Genomic DNA, 17,564 nt, shown 5'->3' with positions numbered 1-17,564 from the left:
TCCACTATGCCCTTTTATTTAAAAAAAACTCAAGGTACTTCTTAGGTCTGCCTTTAAATGCTCTCTCTTTTCCATAGCTATAAGCATCGTTAAAATATTTGTAAGCTTCATCAAATTGTTCTAGCTCATAACAAACCATACCCAGATCGATCGATGGCGCTGTATCTATCTCCGACCCTCTCGTTTGCAACGTCATTTCGCCCCATTTTTTTGCCTCATTGTAATCACCAAGGTCAAAATAAGCGCTGAATATATTTGCGGAAATCCAGTTAGCAACTTGCCATTCTGGTTTTGGTTCAGGCAAAATACTCCAGGCTTTTTCATATTGCTCTAACGCCTGTGCATATTTTTTGTCATCATGCAACTCATTCCCTTTTTCAACAAAGGAGTTAACTTTGGATTCAATTCTTGGATTTTCGAGTTCTTTCATAGTGCAATACTCCTTTACTGGAAATACTGAGATTTTTCTTCTGGGCCAATAAAATTTTCAAAATGTTTATATCTATCAGGAAGCAAGACTCCCTAAGCCCTATGATTCCATTTATAACTTTTTAATGCTTGACATTATAGATATGCAATCCAATTTATTATTGAACCCTGCATGATAATTAACCAAGCAGGGTATTAAAGAAGTACATCCTTAAATTAAGAATATCATTACAATCCCGTAGATAACATCATTCCTTTATTAACTGTTAGATTCATTATACTTCCAAAAAAATCTGAAAAGGTTTTATTCATAAGATAAAGATGATTTAAATCATCATCATCACTAATATCATAGCTTTGTTTATTATCTTCAGCATGTAGGCAAGTCCGGTCCCAGTAATAAACTCCGGCTAAATCATTTTTAGTTATCAGGACATAACCATTGTCACTTGGATCCATGCCAATTATTAGCGCGCCATCAATAAACGATATTTCATCTAGTAACTCTTCATTAATTTCAATTATATCAAAATTACTATTACTAGTCTTATAACCAAGAAGCACATCGAATGAAATAAAATCATTATCAACCTTGTCGAATGGTAGATCGCAATAGTCAGGTGCAACGATTCTATATCCATTGTGTTTTTTTAAAAAATCTTTGTAATCATCAGGAAAAGCAACAGAGAAATGTCCCTCCAGATAACTAATATCTTGTTTATCAATACTTAATCCAGTCAAAATAGGCATTCTATAACTCCTGATATTATTGACAGTTGCTTTTTATTTTAGATACACCACCTCTATGGGTGAACCGGCGATGAATATTTTTGGGCACTTCCTGCATTGTGATGCCATTTTGATGATGATGCCACGTATTAAGATCATAATTCGCCTGACCTTTTGGCGCTAATGCATCTGCTTTACCAAAATCTCCTCCAGGTGACTTACTATGATCTCCCCTTAAGTCTGGAACATTAACACTCTGCCTTTCATATGGTGTAAAATCTGGAAACCCTTCTGGATAGCGAACAACATTGCCAGCACTATCTTGGTATACCCAAACTTTGCTTTCAACTTCTTGCCAAACCGTTCCCCCTTTATTAAGCCACTTGCTTATATCAGGTGAGTTTAACGGTTTTCCAGTCAGCCCCCACGGATCCACCCATCCCAGCGGGTTCGGCGCATACTGATAAACATTCAGCCCACCGGCTAATCCAATCGGATCAGACGAACAATCCTATCCCCTGGGCCAATCGTACCGTCAACCCGCACCAATCTAAGCTCTAAGATAGAGTTCCCAAAGCGCAGCGTTGCTATAAAGGCCGGGAAGAGTTAATTTATTACCCGGCTTTGCTTTGTTATTTACATGGATTCCAAAATGAAAAATCCCCTATATATATTTCATTCAATTTCAAGTCGGACGGAATGTTATCTATACTGTCAGCTATCTCATCAAATGGTGAGGGTAATATAAATTGAATGCCAAAATCCTCGTCTATAATAATGGAACCATTAAATATTCTTTGCCGATAAGTGAGTTTTTTTATCTCACCAAATTCTTGACCGGCATATAATAAGTTTTTGTATAACCCTTTGTAATTTTGATTGCATCCAATAGAAAATATATTTCCATCAGGTTCGGTTGATATAGTTAAAGTATCATCCAATACATAGGCAAATCTCTTACTCGCATCAGGTAGAAGATACTCTTTGTACTCAACACAATGGTCAGCATACATTTCAGCAAGATAGACAGATATATTTGTATTTAACAGCACATCGCCTAACGAATGAAATGATTTTATTTCTGCAGAAAAATCAAACATTTTACATCCCACCATTTACTAATACACCGTCGACATAAACAGGAGAGTCCTTTATTAGATCATAATTTTCAAAACCACCATGACCTATACGTCCATATACGATATCCTCACCTTCACTATTAGTCCTATAAACCTTCCAGTAATCATTTCCATGAATATTTTGTTGTTTTGCGTTACCACCAGGATGATAATCTAATTTATATGTTGTACCAGATTTTGTCGTTTTCACATATTGTATATGTCGAATAGCCTCAGGCCTACCAGCTTGTGGATAGATCTTCGTCCAACCTTTAGATGTTAAAAGGGAGTCTATTTCAGCCGGAGTTTTACCTGTTAATTTATTTACCCACCTTTGGGTTATATTGTCCTTTTCCGCGAAGCCACATTTTAGTCCCAGCGGATCGATCCAGCTTAATGGGTTCGGCGCATACTGATAAACATTCAGCCCACCGGCTAATCCAATCGGATCCTGGCTAATAAATCCCGCAATTTCAGGATCATAGTAACGATGTCGATTATAGTGCAGCCCCGTTTCAGCGTCAAAATACTGGCCCTGAAAACGCAGCGGGTCACAATGATAGTGCCAGCTCTCCTTCCTGCCCGCTTCCTGCGTCAGCAGCGCCAACAGCTGAAAACTTACAGGATAGTTGTTAATATCACCGGACTTAGAATATTTAAAGAGCGAATATATTATGATAAATTCACTTTAATATCCCGCCTATCCAGATACAGCTGTAAAAAAAAATAAGGTACCCCGCTCTGGGAATCACAATATCACAACAGTACATTTAATTAATTTATAACATAAATGTTTTTGTATTAAACTCTCAATATGCTTCCAATCTCCGCCACCTAATCCAGCTCCAATTTTTGGCATTTGTACAACCAATCGATTAATCAATGCAAACTCCGATAGTTTTTCAAGACATTCCTCAAGTGCGTGATATGATAAATATTGTTTTTTATCAGCATGGTTTTTTCTTATCCCATCTTGAGAAACCATATTAGCCACAAATATTCTATCCTTTTCATCTACAGATATGAACTGTATATCACCCAAAGTTAAATCTGATGTGTTAGAATATTTATCCAAATAAACCTTCTTGGCTGCTGGGTATTTTTTTGATAATGATAAAACAAATCCTTTCCCCCATTTACCTTTGTTATTAACTATATGAGCAATGATAGTGGCAGAACTTAATGGGACAGCAGCATCTCCAGTTACATATTGAATGATTTCTTTTTCTTTGTGATCATTCATAGCTATTAACCACACAGCCTCAAATTCGTCTTTTGATATAATCTGTGAATCAGATAGTTCTAATTCACTTTTTTTTCCATCATAAAGAAGGAAACCTATTTTATCATTTTCATCACTCAACGAGGCTGATGGGTAATATAAGCTATCCAAAACACTTATCTGTCTTGTGGCAATTTCCCCCATAAACTCTGTATACAGGATGCCTTCCCCAGACGTAAATTCCGCATTAGACTTATAATATTCAACCACAACTTGTGGACTTTCCACTGCTGACGATTCTATCCGAAACATTCAGTTCTCCTGTATTTGCAACTCTAAATGTATTTTTTCTTGGTTCTGTGACATTTAGCCCAGTTACATCTATTTCTACAAAATGAGTAATACCATTCAACTTTCTGGAATCACCATATATGTTACTTGCCAGTTGGCCCAGAGACATTTTACCTGTCCCTGAAGCATCTTTTAATGTCCTTCCGCCGATCATGGCTGGTGTAATATCTGTAAAATATTGCCCCTCACCAAAACGCGCATGTATATCACCTGATGAGGCGCGAATAGTCCCACTTTCCATAATCCCATTCATCCCCTCCTCGGTCGTATAATGATACAATGTCTTCGGTGTTAAACCTTTTGGATCTATATAACCCAGCGGGTTCGGCGCATACTGATAAACATTCAGCCCACCGGCTAATCCAATCGGATCCTGGCTAATAAATCCCGCAATTTCAGGATCATAGTAACGATATCGATTATAGTGCAGCCCCGTTTCAGCGTCAAAATACTGGCCCTGGAAACGCAGCGGGTTGCTGATACGATCGGCGTAGATCTCCCCTTTTTCTCCCCATACGCCCGTCTTCTCTGACCACACTATCTCGCCCTGCAATGACGTCAGGCGGACCGGCGCGCCGTTCGGGTCACAATGATAGTGCCAGCTCTCCTTCCTGCCCGCTTCCTGCGTCAGCAGCGCCAGCGGCTGAAAACTTCCCGGATAGTACACGTACTCGCGCATACTGCCGAACAGCGCGGCCTGCGCTTTCTGCCGCTGCAGCCGGCTGCCGGTATCAAAAATGTTCTGTGCCGCCAGCGGTTCGCGGGTGATAGTGACCGTTTCCCCCGCCAGCGCGTCGCCCTGCCAGTAGAACCAGCGCGTCTCTTCCGCCGTCTGCTTGAACACCCGGCGCCCCAGCCCGTCGTAACCGTAGCGCACCAGCCGCTCGCCCTTGCGCACCGCCACCAGCTGGCGGTTATCGTCCCAGCTAAAATCCTCTTTCTCGCCGTTATGCCGGACATCGCGCCGCTGTCGCAGCTCGCCCGCGCGATCGAATACATAACGCACCCCGCGCTGCTGCCCCTCGCGGAACCAGCCTCCGGCGCTCTCATTCACCGCCCGGGTCTGCGTCTGCAGGTGGCTGCCTGCCGCATCCTGCACAAACTGCCGCAGCGTACCGTCCGGCGCGGTATGGGCCGTCAAGCGCCCCACCGGATCGTAAGCGTAACGATCGCTGCCCCACAGGCTGTCATCGCGCCGGGTCAGGTTACCCAGCCTATCCCAGCTGAAGCCGCTGGTGAACAGCGGTAAATCATTCTGCAACACCTGCTGCGACGTCAGCTGGCCGAGCCGGTCGTAGGTGAAATGACGCGTCACTTCAGCCGACAGCTGCTCGCTGACCCGCCGCCCGGCCTCATCGTAACCCAGCACGATCGGCGCATCGTCATTCAGCTGGATCTGGCTCAACCGGTCATACTCATCCATGGCGTAACGCACCTGATGACCGCTGTCGCTGCGCCGGGAGACCAGCAGGCCGCGCTCGTTATAGCCATAATGCAGCTGAAAACCGTCCTGCTCCTCCAGCAGCACCCGCCCGGCGTCATCATAGCGCCACGCCAGCCGCCGCCACGGATTCTCACACAGCACCATCCGCCCGCAGGGATCGTAATGATACTTCGCCTGCAGGGTATCGCCGCTGCGCCGCTCGCTTAGCCGCCCACCGCGGTCGTAACCGTAGCGCACCAGCCGCCCCAGCGGATCCTCACGGCCGATCAGCCGGTTGCCTTTATCCCAGCCATAACGGGTCACCTGTCCCCAGTAATCGGTCTCCGCGGCGATGCGCCCCAGCGCGTCGCGGTCCAGCTGCCAGCGCTGACCGTTCTGGTTGATCACCGCCAGCAGGCGATCTTCCAGGTCGTACTGATAGCCAAGCGTCGCGCCATCCGGCGTCTCGCAGGCGGCCAGCATTCCTGTGCGGTTATAACGAAAACGGGTTATCTGGCCGGCTTCATCGGTGAAGTGAAGCGGTGAATCTTCCCGGTCGTAAGCGACGCGAATTTCGCCACCCTGCGGATTGACCATCGCCACCAGCCTATCCTTGCTGTCCCAGTGGAAACGGCTGCTGCCACCACTAGCGTCAATACGCTCCAGCAGCGTACCGCGCGCGGAATGCCGCAGTTGAGTGGTTCCCGCGCCGGCCTGGCTCAGCGCCTGCAAAAAACCAAACCGATCATAGCGATAACGACTCTGCCCGGAACCCGGCACGTCCGCCGCGCTCAGTTGTCCGTACTCATCATACTGATAGCGCGTGGTGACGCCGGTAGGGTCCGTTCCCGCCAGCAGGTTGCCGCGTTCGTCATAGTCCGAACGCCAGCACGCGCCTTTCTCATCAATCAGCGTCAGCAGATCGCCGTCTTCATTGTAGGCCGCCTGAATCTGGCTACCGTCCGGCAGATGTTCGGCGATCATTCGCCCCTGTTCATCATACTCCCAGCGACGCGCGCTGCCGTCCGGCTCAATGAGTTCGACGGTACGGCCAAAATCATCGTAGTGGAAGACGGTATTGCCGCCGATCGGATCGACCTCCGAAACCGGCAGGCCGTTATCATCAAAGCTGACAGACGTTACATGGCCGTTGGAATCGGTGATTTCCACTTCGTTGAGCAAGTCGTGCCAGGCGAAATGGTAATCCCATACGCCGCCGTCGCCCCAGGCGTGGACCACCTGCCACTCGTCATTGAACTGGTAGTGGAAGCCCTGGCCGTTACGGTCGACATGGCTGGTCATATGACGCTGTTGATAGTAGAAGCGCCGCGGATGCGAAAGCGCATCGATCTCCGCGCTCAACTGATTATCGCTATCGTATTCATAGCGGGTCAACGGCGTGATCTCGTCATCCAGCGCGTTGCGCAGGCGTAGCGCCCGCAGGCGGCCATCCTGCCAGGTGACGAGGATCTCCCTGCCGCTCATGCCGCGCGTGCTGACCTCGCGGATGCGCTCAAGTTCGCGTCCCTGCCAGTCGAACTGCCAGCCGTTACCGTTACGGTCCGCCAGCCGGTAAATCGCCAGCGGCCCGCGCTTACCGCGAAATTGCAGCCGCGCGCTCCCTTCCTGCTCAACATGCCAGAAGCATTCGCCATTGCGGGTTTCCCGCCACAGGCGGCTGCCGTCCGGCAGGCCGACAATAGCCTGCTCGCGGCCGTCGGACTGCGGCAGCGCCGCAAACAGCGTCATCCCTTCCGGCTGAGTCAACACCGCGACGCCTTCATCGGCCAGTATTTCAAGGCGGGTGTCCGCCGGGGTTGACCAGCCGTAACCGCACAGCCCTTCTTCATCGAGATCCGCCGACGAGTAGCTTCGCGTCCACGCCAGCGGCAGGCGGCCGGGTAACAAAAAATCCTCATGCTCCAGGCTCACGCTACCGTCGCGGATATCAACCGGTTCGGCGCGTAGCACCCGGCATTTCAGGACGCCGGGATCCATGTTGCGAAACAGCTTCTGGCGCAGCTTTTTAAACCGCCGCATAAACAGTCGCCACTGCGGCGTTTTTTTAACTTTCTTCAACCCCTTGCCCAACCCGCTTAACCCGGCGCGCATCAGCAGCGCCATCAGGTTGATGGTTGGCGGCCCGCCGACAATCACATTGTTGGGAATCGCGAGGTTAAACGTCAGCGGCAGCGTTAGCGAAAGCGGCTTTGGTTTGCTCAGCCGCTTCAGGCGGAACGGCGGCACCATCCCGAGGATGTTACAGCTCAGCACCGGCATGCCGATACGGGAAAACGGCTCACCGTCGACGGCGACGGTTTTACTGCCTATAAACAGCTCGTCTTCCATCTGCGGGCCGCCGGGCGCGCGCAGCGGCGGTACCCACACGCCGCCGACCGGAATATGTACCGCAATACCGCCGGTCCCCGCGCTGGCGCGTTTGATGCCGTTGACGTGTACGGTAGTGCCCAGCAGCGGCAGATAATCAAACACGTCGAAAACGATGCCAATATGCGGCGTCGGCAGCGGCCAGGGATAAGTATGGATATCCAGGCCAAGCTGCGGGTCGAAGTGAGCGCCGGAGTGCATCAGACGCGCCTCAGAACATGGCGCGCAGCAGCGCGCGCAGGAAGGTGCGCACTTCGGTGGCGAAACCGCCGTCCGAGAGGCTTAAAAACAGGATTGCCAGCAGCGTCACGGCAACAATAATAATAATCCGGGTCTTCATAGCGGGTTGCTCCCTGCAGTTTCAGTGGATGATGCATCGGTATTTCCCCAGGCAGGCAGGCTTTGCCATTCACCCGGCGGGGCATCAAAGGGGTGGGCGATCTCCGGCAGGCCGTTCCAGTGCGGATGCAGCGTCTCCCGCGCCAGACGGATCACGCGGCGAAAGCTGTCATCGCCGCCGCGGATCAGTTTTTCCCGCGCTTCGCGGATCAGCGCGAACGCGGCTTCCAGCTGTAGCTGTAACTGCCGATCCACGCGTTTTACCTGTTCGACGACGGGTTCCCGCGGCAAGCGGTCTTCCGCCTGCTGGATTAAGCGCTGTTTTTCGCTTTGCCAGCGCGTCGCGCAGGCCTCAAGCGCCTCGGTCCGCCGTTTATCATGGATGCGCAGCAGATCCTGAAATGCCAGCGGCAGCGTGGTCTGGGCGCGCTCTTGCCGTGGGATCGGCTCCGCCGCCTGGATGGCGTGGGCATACTCCTCCATCGCTTTTGCCCGATGCCCGGCGAGGTTGAGACAAAAACCGGACATCCGCCAGCCTTCTACGGCAAATACCGGATGTGGAATGGCTTGCGCTTCACCCGCCGCCCGACGATAGCCTTTCGCCGCCTGGAGATACTCTTTGCGCGCGAACCAGGCGCCGGCCTCGCCAAAAGTGCTTTGGGTACGCAGTTGTCCTTTAAGCGCCGGATCGGCAATTTCGCCGCTGATGTTTTGCGCCTGGCGGTAGTGTTCGACGGCCCGTTGATGATCGTTACCTTTCAACCAACCGCCGGCGATCAGGTTATGCATCATCGCCTGCTGGTCGGCCCAACCGCAGCGCTGGGCGACGCCGAGCGCCATGCCGCCGCGCGCGGCCACCTGCGCGGCGCTGCCTTTTTCCAGCAGCAGCATGGCGTCAGCCAGATAGCGGCGAAACAGCAGGCGATCGGGATTCGGATCGCTCTGCCCGCGCGCGGTTTGGTGCATCACTTTCATACTGTCGACATCATCGGTCAGCAGCCGTACCCTGCGCGGATGCGCCTCATACAGCGGCTGCCAGATCGGTTGCTCAAGGGTGTCGATCAGTAACAGTCTGGCGTTGCACGCCTCCTGCGCCAGCCAGCCGTTCAACCAGCGGTTCAACGCCTTTTCATCGCTGACGGCGGAGGGTTTCAGCACCAACACCAGATAACGTAAATCGTCATGAAATGTCGTCGCAAAATCCTGCAGCATCTGCCGCAACTGCGCCGGGCTATAGGTCGGAAGAAAGCGTTCGGCATCCCATATAGCGGCATCCGGCGTCGCTTCGTAATGTTCCACAAACTCGCGCCCAAGCGCGTCGCTGTAGCCATAGCTGGTCTCAAACGGCGTGGTTAGCCCCAGCAGCAGATCCGGCAGCGAGCGCCCTTCAGGGTGCTGCTGCAGCGCGATAAAACCATCAAGCAGCGACTCGCCGCCGGCAGGCACCCGCCAGATAAATAAGCGGATCTGCTCCGCCTGCTCGCTGGCGTCCAGCCAGCTAAGCTCAAGCTCGTTCATCACTTTTTCGGTCGGATTCTTCGCCGCGTTCATTCCTTTTCCCTGTCAGGCATTGAGCTCAATCTTCTTACCATTCACCATCACGCCGGCGGCGTTAATGGTGATCGTCGACCCGCCAGCGGTAATCTCCACGCTGCCGTTGCTTATCAGAATGCCGCTTTCACCCACGTTGATATGTACGGTATCGGTAGCGCTGTCGGTTACGCTCCCTTGCGTAAAGCGGGTATCACCGCCGGTGATGCTCAGGGTACGCCCGGCGCCGATCGTCACCTCTTGCTTGCTGGCAATGGTCTGCGTTTGCTTACCGGTCACGGAAATATCGTGATTGCCGGTCACTCCCAGCGTCTGATTGCCGGTGACCTGCACGTTACGGTTCTGCTGGACGCTGACGCTTTCGTTACCCTGCACCTGACGGGTGCGATCCTGTACGACCGCCAGAGACTGCTTGCCTTCGACGGTCGCGGTATGGTTGCTTTTCACCGTGGTGGTATGGTTGCCGCTAATAGTTTCATCGCGGTTCTGCTCAACGCTTAGGGTCTCATTCCCCTTCACGCTCTCGGTACGGTTCTGCTCAACGGTGGTGGTTTCATTACCATTGATGGTTTTGCTGCGATCTTTGCCGACGGTAACGCTTTCATTGCCATCCACCGTGCGGGTTCGATTCTGTTTGATATGGCTGGTTTCGTCTTTGCCGACGGTTTTGGTGCGGTTATTGCCGACATCATGGGTCTCGTCGTTTTCGACTTCAGTATCCATGTTGCGCTCGGCGTGCAGCCAGAGCTGCTCTTCGCCGGGTTTATCTTCAAAACGCAGGGCGTTGGCGTTGTCCGGCGAACCATCCTTTGAACGGCTCATAAAGCCCATCTGCGTGGCTGCCGCCGGTAGCGCCCACGGCGGCATACTGGCTTCGTTATAGACGCGGCCAATGACAATCGGCCGGTCCGGCTCGCCGTTAATAAAGTCCACCACCACTTCATCACCGACGCGTGGGATCTGAACCCCGCCGTAACCCTGGCCGGCCCAGGCGCTGGAAACGCGCACCCAACAGGAGCTATTTTCATCGCCCTGGCTTTCGCGGTCCCAGTGGAATTTCACCTTAATCCGGCCATATTTATCGGTCCAGATCGATTCTCCTTTCGGCCCTACCACGCGGGCGGTTTGCGGCCCGTAGGTGCGCGGCCAGTCGGTCCTTGACGCAGGGACAAATGGCGTCGCGGCGGGAATGACGGTGAACGCGATGCGGTGCTGCGCGGTATTTCCGCCGCCGGAGGCGTACTGATTCTCTTCAAAATCATAACGGGCGCCCACCACCAGCCATTTAGCGTTATCAGCCATATTGGGCGCATGCGTCAGCGTAAACGTGTGTCCCGGGACGATACCGGTCGCGGTGGCGATACCCTGCGTTTGCTGCTGTTCGGCCTGCCAGGACTGCTGACGAATGCGGGCGTAGGCTTCGCCGTCGCCGTGCTCCATAAAGCGCCCCGGCCAGTCGTAAACGTCGATTTTGCCCGGCGTCGGCGAGACCGGGTTCTGCAGCGTTTGCAGCATCCAGGCGTGGGGCTTGCGAAAATCATAGTCATCGGTGCTGTAAAGCCCCGGCGTGACGACGTGGCTCGCCATCAGCTGGCTGATGCCCTCTTCGCCGACCGCGCCGCCGCCCGGCTGCGCATGCCAGGGAATAGTTTCATAACCGGGGAAGGATTCAGCCTGCTGATAGTCATCCATCAGCACCAGGGTATGGCCGTCTTTATCGTGGCGGAACAGATAGCTAATACCTTCCAGCTCCAGCAAACGGCTGATGAAATGGAAGCTGCTTTCCGCGTACTGCACACAATAATCCCACTGCCGGTAGCTACGCGTAAGTTTGTCCTCAAACTTAACGTTATGCTCGCTAAACAGTTTGGCCACGATATCCGGCACCCGCTGCTGCTGGAAAATACGGAAGTTGCGGTCGCGCATCATCGGCCAAAAATCGGGTTCCAGCGTGGTCTGATAGACGGCGTAGCGCGTCTCGCCAAGATCTTCGGCGCGCACGGTAACGGCGGTGATTTTGCCGGAAAGATAACGCTCCTGCCCCCATTGGCCGGGGACCGCCACCGTCATGTTTTTGCCAAGCATGGCCTGACGGTCGATAGCAAAATCCTGGCTGAGTAAATCGACCTGAAAGTGGAAAGGTTCGGACAGTTTCTCCTGCCCGCTGAATTTCCAGAATAATAACGAGGAGCTGTCGACAGATGACAGGATCGATATCCGATTAACCATATGGATTCCTTTATGGTACAGGCAGCCGCGGGGCAAATTCCTTAAGATTGATAAATTATCCTGAATATTTATCAGAAGTCATCTCTCTGCCCGATAATTCCCCCAGGAATACTCTTAATTATTCAACTCTGTGCTTTTGTTCATCTTTATACCGTCATTATTAGTAGTGGAGCTTTCTTAACAGGCGTTAATTAGTGGTTTGACTTATTAGCAACGGTAATGAGGTAAGTCTGAAAATAGCCTCCTGGCGCGAAGAAATATGTTTAAGCCTGCGCGGACGCTTTAAAATAACCGCGGCTGCGAACTGCCATCACAGCCATTTGCTCACCGGCCAGCTCTTGCATACGGTCGGCCGGTGAGCAATCCCAGCGCGTTAATCGCGCAGACATCCCGGTCTCGTTAATATCAGATCCTTTACCCAGTCATATTCAGATTCTTTTTACATAAAATCGCCGCGCTATTTTCGCCAGCTAAACGGCGAAGTCGTTAATATTAGCGATGAGGTAATCTATTGTTTATCAACCGGCTTCAGACATAAAACCCCCGCCAGCCGGGCGCTGGCGCAGGTTTTGATAAGGTACGCCCCTCTTGATCTCTGCCACCGATCTACAATACTGTATATGCATACAGTAAAAATAATCGGTGATCATCATGCAGTTTTTCACACTAACCGAACTACGCCAGATCGTGGCATTACCGCTGTTCAGCGACCTTGTTCCCTGCGGTTTTCCTAGCCCCGCACAGGATTATGTTGAGCGGCGTATCGACTTGAATGAACTGCTGATTCAGCATCCAGGCGCCACCTACTTTGTGAAATCAAGCGGTGACTCAATGATTGACGCTGGCATTGGCGATGGTGATTTACTGGTGGTGGATAGCTCCCGCAAGGCCGTCCATGGCAGCATCGTTATTGCCGCAGTGGATGGAGAATTCACGGTTAAGCGCCTCCAGTTACATCCTGTTGTCATGCTCAAACCTGACAATCCCGCCTACCAGCCGATTATGCCAGGCAGTGAAGAGTGTCTGGAAATTTTTGGCGTGGTGACCTACATCGTGAAATCGGCGGGCTGATCGTGTTTGCCCTGTGTGATGTGAACTCGTTCTATGCTTCCTGTGAAACCGTCTTTCGCCCGGACTTACGCGGCCGCCCGGTGGTCGTTTTGTCCAATAATGACGGTTGTGTGATTTCACGTTCTGCGGAAGCCAAACCGTTTGTGAAAATGGGTGAACCGTACTTTAAACAAAAAGATATCTTCAGACATCATGGGGTGGTTTGCTTTAGTAGCAACTATGAACTCTACGCCGATATGTCCAACCGGGTAATGACGACGCTTGAAGAGATGTCGCCTCGCTGTGAAAAATACTCCATTGATGAAGTTTTTTGCGATCTTACCGGCGTGCGTAACTGCCGCGTTCTTACCGAGTTTGGACATGAGCTCAGAGCCACGGTGCGGCAACGCACGCACCTGACGGTAGGCGTCGGTATAGCCCAGACAAAAACGCTGGCTAAACTGGCGAATCATGCGGCAAAACGCTGGCAACAGCAGACAGGAGGCGTGGTTGACCTGTCGAATGCGGAGCGGCAAAGAAAATTGATGGCGGCGCTACCGGTGGAAGAGGTTTGGGGAGTGGGTCGACGCATTGCGAAGAAGCTTGAAGCGATGGGGATCCGGACGGTATTGCAGCTGGCTGACACGGATATTCGATTCATCAGAAAACACTTTAATGTCGTACTGGAAAGAACCGTCCGTGAATTACGCGGCGAACCCTGCCTTGAGCTGGAAGAGTTTGCCCCGGTAAAGCAAGAGATCGTCTGCTCCCGTTCGTTCGGCCATCGCATTACGGAGTACGAAGAAATGCGCCAGGCCATCTGTAGTTATGCCTCCCGGGCAGCAGAGAAACTTCGTCAGGAACATCAATACTGCCGGTTTATCTCCGTCTTTGTAAAAACCTCACCCTTCGCGCCTGACGAACGGTATTACGCCAATAATGCCTCGGTGGCCCTGCTTACCCCAACGCAGGACAGCAGAGATATTATCGCCGCCGCGACGCGTTGTCTGGATGCCATCTGGCAAAGTGGCTGCCGGTATCAGAAGGCCGGGGTAATGCTGGGCGATTTTTATAGCCAGGGCGTCGCGCAACTTAATCTGTTTGACGAAAATGCGCCGCGAAAAAACAGCCAAAAATTGATGGAGGTGCTGGACTGCCTGAATGCAGAAGACGGACGTGGGACGCTTTACTTCGCCGGCCAGGGTATCCAGCAACCGTGGCAGATGAAGCGGGAAATGCTCTCCCCGCGATACACCACCCGATATAGCGATCTGCCCACGGTTAAATGATTCCCCAACAGGCCAAACCTTAAATAAAATCAGGTTTGGCCGTCATGGCGTCCGTGAGGTTATTAATTGAATATAAAATTGCGCAGCGCGTTTCTCACTTGTCCTTCTGCGGTTGCAGAACAAGTTGATGATGGCTGGCCTCAATGACGCGCGCGCGGTCCGGGTCAAGATCCTCACGGGCAAGCACCAGCTTCCAGTCGTTTTTCGTCAGATCCGGCGCCCGGAACAGCGCCACCACGGCGACATACTGAGCCTGTTCATCCAGCGGCATGGTGAGACTCATCGCCGTTCCCGGTTTGAGCACCAGGCCGCGGCTGGCCAGTTGGTCGTCTTTTAAAATGTCCTCTCCTTCCACCGCCAGCTGCTGGTACACCGTCTTATCGAAGGTCTTGCGATCTTTCAGCACATAGACCCGCACCATCACCGGCTGGGAGGCGCTGTTATCCTCGCGGTTATCGGTGTTTAACGCATTGCGCGCGCTAAAATCCAGACGCAGCGTTTTCACCTGGCGATAAAATACTGACTTTACGGCGGACGAAGCGCCGTCGCTGATTTTCTGTGTTAGCCCACAACCCGCCAGCATGAACGGCAGAAGAATCAGTGCGGATAGTTTAAGCGAAGTGATATGCAACACGTTGGTTTCCTTGTGATAATGATGCAAGCGGCATGCCGCGGTAGCCGCCCAGTTCCGTGGTAAACGTGGCCGGTAAATCCGGCGGAACCGCGTCCCCCTCCATGCCCAGAACGCCGGTAATACCGAGCATAAACGGCGTTTCGCCGAGCACCGGCGCGGGTAACAGCGGCGTGGGAAGCGTTAAGGTGATTTTGGCCTTATAGCGCCAGCCGAGATAAACCCGCAGCAGAACCAGAAAGTCCGCATAGATTTGCCCTTCCGGCATCCAGCCTGCGGCTTCGGCGATATCATCGGTATACAGCGCGATCAGCAACTGGCTGGCAATCTCGGTCGTTTCATCGCCCAGTAACGTATAGCCATCAAGCAGGAAATCGTTATCGTCGTAAAAACCCAGCGGCTGCGCCGGGTACACCGTCCGTGGGCAGTGCGGCGACGCTTCCGCCCGCGTATGGGGCGCCAACAATCGTACCAGCGCCTGAATTCCCTCTTCAGTGCGCGCGGGCAGGCGCATCACGCTGAGTAATGCCAGAAAGCGAGATACCGGCGCGGCAATATGCTGCGCGGTGCCGGGAATGCCCAGCCCGATCAGCCCCAGCAGGCTCTGCGAAGTACGGTCGCGACCGCCGTCTTCAAAGGTTGCCGGATACGAGTATTTGCGCCAGATGCGATAAAACTGGCTCAGAATGCGGTGGTTGAAAATATCGAGAAATGCTTCCTGCGCCTCATGCCCTTCTCTTTGCTGCGCAATATCATCCAGCCAGGCGGTGGGCAACGGCGAATCGACACCGTATAGCCCCATAAAGGTGGTGCGCAGCGTCGGCGGCGCGTCGGGATGCGCCTCATCATACTCCACCGCTTTGAGTTCGCTGACCGGAAAACCCATCCCCGGATGCGGGCGAAAGCGTACCGGATCATCCGCCGGGTTCAGCGTGCTGCCTAATGCCGGCGCGCCAGGTCGCGATTTTTCCAGTAGCTGACAGAAGCGGTAAAAGTTGATGCGCTGAATATCCCGCTCAAGCCGCGGGCTCAGCCGGGAATGCGGCGTTTGTGGTTCTCCTGCCATTCGAGACGCTCTCCGGTAGGTTGCAGTATCAGAATCAGACGATTAAACAGGTGGATGTCGGTATACAGGGCAAAGAAGCGGTTGAGCATCTCGCCAAACAGACAGATGTCGCCGTGCCCGGCGAAGCCGTTACCGTCAAGCGTCACTTCTATCTGCACGCCGCGTAGAAAATGCCCCTCGGCAAAACGTTCCACCTCACAGTGGCTCACATCGACGATCGCCTGCAGACGACGGCGGTTCATTTCGTTATCCGTCCAGTCATACAACGCCAGCGCGCCGCGCAACACCTCGGCGTTATCCATCATCCACAGGAAGCTGCTGCCGAGATGACTCAACACCCGCCAGTGAAAACGGTCGCGATCCGGTGGATAACACGGCAACGTCGGCGCGGTGAGATTACGCACCTGGAGGCGCGACGTCGTGGATTTCACCACCGTGTCCAGCAGCGTGCTTTGCAGCGCCCGGCGCGGCAGCTGGCCGTTGGTGCCGATCAGGCTCAATGACAGGGTTTCATTCTGCGGCACGCGATGCTGGTCAAACGCCTCGCCGCCAAGCGTCAGCCAGGTATCATGTAGCCCGGACGGGCCACGTTTAACGCGCGTGTGGTAATAATATTCCGGCGCATCATGGCGCAACATGCCGCCTTTGTGGCGAAAACTGGTAAACGGCACATACGCCTGGGTGCCGGAAAGGTGAGAAGAGGTGACGGACTCCACCGAATAGATTTCGGTGTGTCCATCCTGGACGCGCATGGGGCGCAGCAGATACTCACTTTGTAGTGAATCCAGATGCAGCGGGTCCGACTCCAGCGGGAACAGGTTAATAACCGGGGTGCAGTGTAAGCGCAGATGTTTCTCTGACAACGCGTATTCCTGCGGCCACGATTTATCCAGCACCACGTCTATCTCAAACCATCCCGGCGCATCAGGAAACGTCATATTCTCCAGGCCGCACAGCGCGACCGACATAAATTTTTCACGAAAGCTGAAATACTCCAGCAGCAACTGGTAGCCGCTGAACCCGCCGCTTTGAGGCAGCAGCGCCTCATCGTTGGCAAACCCGCAGACGGCAAAATGGGCCGCCAGCGGTCTACTATCAGTCTCCCCCGCCAGACATATGCCGATGTGCGCCACGTTCAGGGTCAGCGCTTCATGCAGCGCGCAGGCCAGCGGCGCATCGGCATTCAGGTATAGCGGGATACGGCGCAGGTCGAGCGTGCTCCAGTCAACCAGCTCGCCACAATCAAAACGCAGACAAATCGCCTGGCGGCCATCCGCCAGCGTCCTGATACTGGCGCGGGAGAGCGCGAGCGGCTGTAAGGTTAGCGGCTGGGTCGTGGTGTAACGGCAGCGGGTGCCCGTCTCGCCGATAGGCCGGGAGATCACCTCCGTCCCCTTCTCCAGCCGCTGTGGCTCTTTCATCTCCCGCCAGTCGATGCTGAACTCCACCATCGCCAGCGACGGAATGGTACGTAGATAATGCGGCCAGATCATACTCACCAGCCCGCCGGTCAGCTCCGGCAGATCGTCGTCGAGCTTTTCGCGCAGCCGCCCTATCAGGAAAGCAAAGCCCTCGAACAGCCGCTCAACATAGGGATCGCGGGCGCCGGCTTTATCGAGGTTTAACGCCGCGGCGCGATCGGGATGGGCGCGGGCAAACTCCTCGCCAGCCTCGCGCAGATAGCGCATTTCAGCGTCAAAATAACGCAGAGTTAAATCGTCCATGGAATATCTCAGATGTCAGAATTAG

Annotated in this window: 14 protein-coding genes and 2 pseudogenes; 2 read left to right on the top strand and 14 right to left on the bottom strand. The window is 53.2% G+C overall.

Annotation, left to right across the window (positions count from 1 at the left end; all coding sequences use genetic code 11):
- Nucleotides 1-4: 4 nt before the first annotated feature.
- The 11 genes and pseudogenes from KGA69_RS15915 to KGA69_RS15865 form a co-directional block, all read right to left on the bottom strand.
- Nucleotides 5-430 carry a tetratricopeptide repeat protein gene (locus tag KGA69_RS15915; RefSeq protein WP_045413618.1) on the bottom strand — a complete coding sequence of 142 codons (426 nt, stop codon included), beginning with the start codon at nt 428-430 and terminating at the stop codon, nt 5-7.
- A gap of 227 nt (nt 431-657) precedes the next feature.
- Nucleotides 658-1,179: an SMI1/KNR4 family protein gene (locus tag KGA69_RS15910; protein WP_049059672.1), complete on the bottom strand. Its 522-nt coding sequence runs from the start codon at nt 1,177-1,179 to the stop codon at nt 658-660.
- Between the two features lie 16 nt (nt 1,180-1,195).
- On the bottom strand, nt 1,196-1,594 hold the full coding sequence (locus tag KGA69_RS15905; protein ID WP_072048046.1) for an HNH endonuclease: 399 nt from the start codon (nt 1,592-1,594) through the stop codon (nt 1,196-1,198).
- Nucleotides 1,580-1,663 (bottom strand): annotated as a pseudogene (locus tag KGA69_RS15900) (RHS repeat-associated core domain-containing protein); the annotation flags it as partial. The pseudogene KGA69_RS15900 and the gene KGA69_RS15905, both read right to left, overlap by 15 nt.
- Nucleotides 1,664-1,790: 127 nt before the next feature.
- Nucleotides 1,791-2,258 (bottom strand): hypothetical protein, encoded by a 468-nt coding sequence (locus tag KGA69_RS15895; protein ID WP_047045164.1) that lies wholly within the window; start codon nt 2,256-2,258, stop codon nt 1,791-1,793.
- Nucleotides 2,259-2,643: 385 nt separating this feature from the next.
- A pseudogene (locus KGA69_RS24355) lies at nt 2,644-2,904 on the bottom strand (RHS repeat-associated core domain-containing protein); the annotation flags it as partial.
- A gap of 120 nt (nt 2,905-3,024) precedes the next feature.
- Nucleotides 3,025-3,810, bottom strand: a complete 786-nt coding sequence (locus tag KGA69_RS15880; protein WP_020078516.1) for a macro domain-containing protein — start codon at nt 3,808-3,810, stop codon at nt 3,025-3,027.
- The gene (locus KGA69_RS15875; protein WP_213292459.1) at nt 3,761-7,861 is read right to left on the bottom strand and encodes an RHS repeat-associated core domain-containing protein; all 4,101 of its coding nucleotides are present in this window, start codon (nt 7,859-7,861) and stop codon (nt 3,761-3,763) included. The genes KGA69_RS15880 and KGA69_RS15875 overlap by 50 nt, the downstream gene beginning before the upstream one ends.
- A 10-nt stretch (nt 7,862-7,871) precedes the next feature.
- The gene (locus KGA69_RS24235) at nt 7,872-8,000 is read right to left on the bottom strand and encodes a hypothetical protein (RefSeq protein WP_015366119.1); all 129 of its coding nucleotides are present in this window, start codon (nt 7,998-8,000) and stop codon (nt 7,872-7,874) included.
- Nucleotides 7,997-9,550 (bottom strand): hypothetical protein, encoded by a 1,554-nt coding sequence (locus KGA69_RS15870; RefSeq protein ID WP_045398205.1) that lies wholly within the window; start codon nt 9,548-9,550, stop codon nt 7,997-7,999. Before KGA69_RS15870 ends, KGA69_RS24235 begins: the two co-directional genes overlap by 4 nt.
- 12 nt (nt 9,551-9,562) lie before the next feature.
- On the bottom strand, nt 9,563-11,779 hold the full coding sequence (locus tag KGA69_RS15865; protein ID WP_045398202.1) for a type VI secretion system Vgr family protein: 2,217 nt from the start codon (nt 11,777-11,779) through the stop codon (nt 9,563-9,565).
- A 651-nt stretch (nt 11,780-12,430) separates the two neighbouring features.
- Here KGA69_RS15865 and KGA69_RS15860 point away from each other — a divergent pair.
- Nucleotides 12,431-12,850 (top strand): translesion error-prone DNA polymerase V autoproteolytic subunit, encoded by a 420-nt coding sequence (locus KGA69_RS15860; protein WP_045398198.1) that lies wholly within the window; start codon nt 12,431-12,433, stop codon nt 12,848-12,850.
- 2 nt (nt 12,851-12,852) lie between these two features.
- Entirely contained in the window at nt 12,853-14,118 is a 1,266-nt protein-coding gene (locus KGA69_RS15855; protein WP_213293141.1) for a Y-family DNA polymerase, read from the top strand.
- A gap of 94 nt (nt 14,119-14,212) precedes the next feature.
- On the opposite strand, the gene tssJ is transcribed toward KGA69_RS15855, so the two are convergent.
- Genes tssJ through tssF form a run of 3 tightly spaced genes read right to left on the bottom strand, consistent with a single transcriptional unit; the run spans nt 14,213 to nt 17,539 of the window.
- Nucleotides 14,213-14,752, bottom strand: coding sequence for a type VI secretion system lipoprotein TssJ (gene tssJ, locus KGA69_RS15850; RefSeq protein ID WP_049060371.1), 540 nt, complete (start codon nt 14,750-14,752; stop codon nt 14,213-14,215).
- Nucleotides 14,730-15,815 carry a type VI secretion system baseplate subunit TssG gene (gene tssG, locus KGA69_RS15845; RefSeq protein WP_049060372.1) on the bottom strand — a complete coding sequence of 362 codons (1,086 nt, stop codon included), beginning with the start codon at nt 15,813-15,815 and terminating at the stop codon, nt 14,730-14,732. Before tssG ends, tssJ begins: the two co-directional genes overlap by 23 nt.
- On the bottom strand, nt 15,779-17,539 hold the full coding sequence (gene tssF, locus KGA69_RS15840; RefSeq protein WP_213292458.1) for a type VI secretion system baseplate subunit TssF: 1,761 nt from the start codon (nt 17,537-17,539) through the stop codon (nt 15,779-15,781). Before tssF ends, tssG begins: the two co-directional genes overlap by 37 nt.
- Nucleotides 17,540-17,564 lie beyond the last annotated feature (25 nt).

The sequence above is a fragment of the Klebsiella sp. A52 genome, from assembly GCF_018388785.1.
Lineage (GTDB): Bacteria > Pseudomonadota > Gammaproteobacteria > Enterobacterales > Enterobacteriaceae > Klebsiella > Klebsiella aerogenes.
Note: the sequence above shows the minus strand (reverse complement) of the source record. Positions and strands in the feature narration are given on the sequence as shown.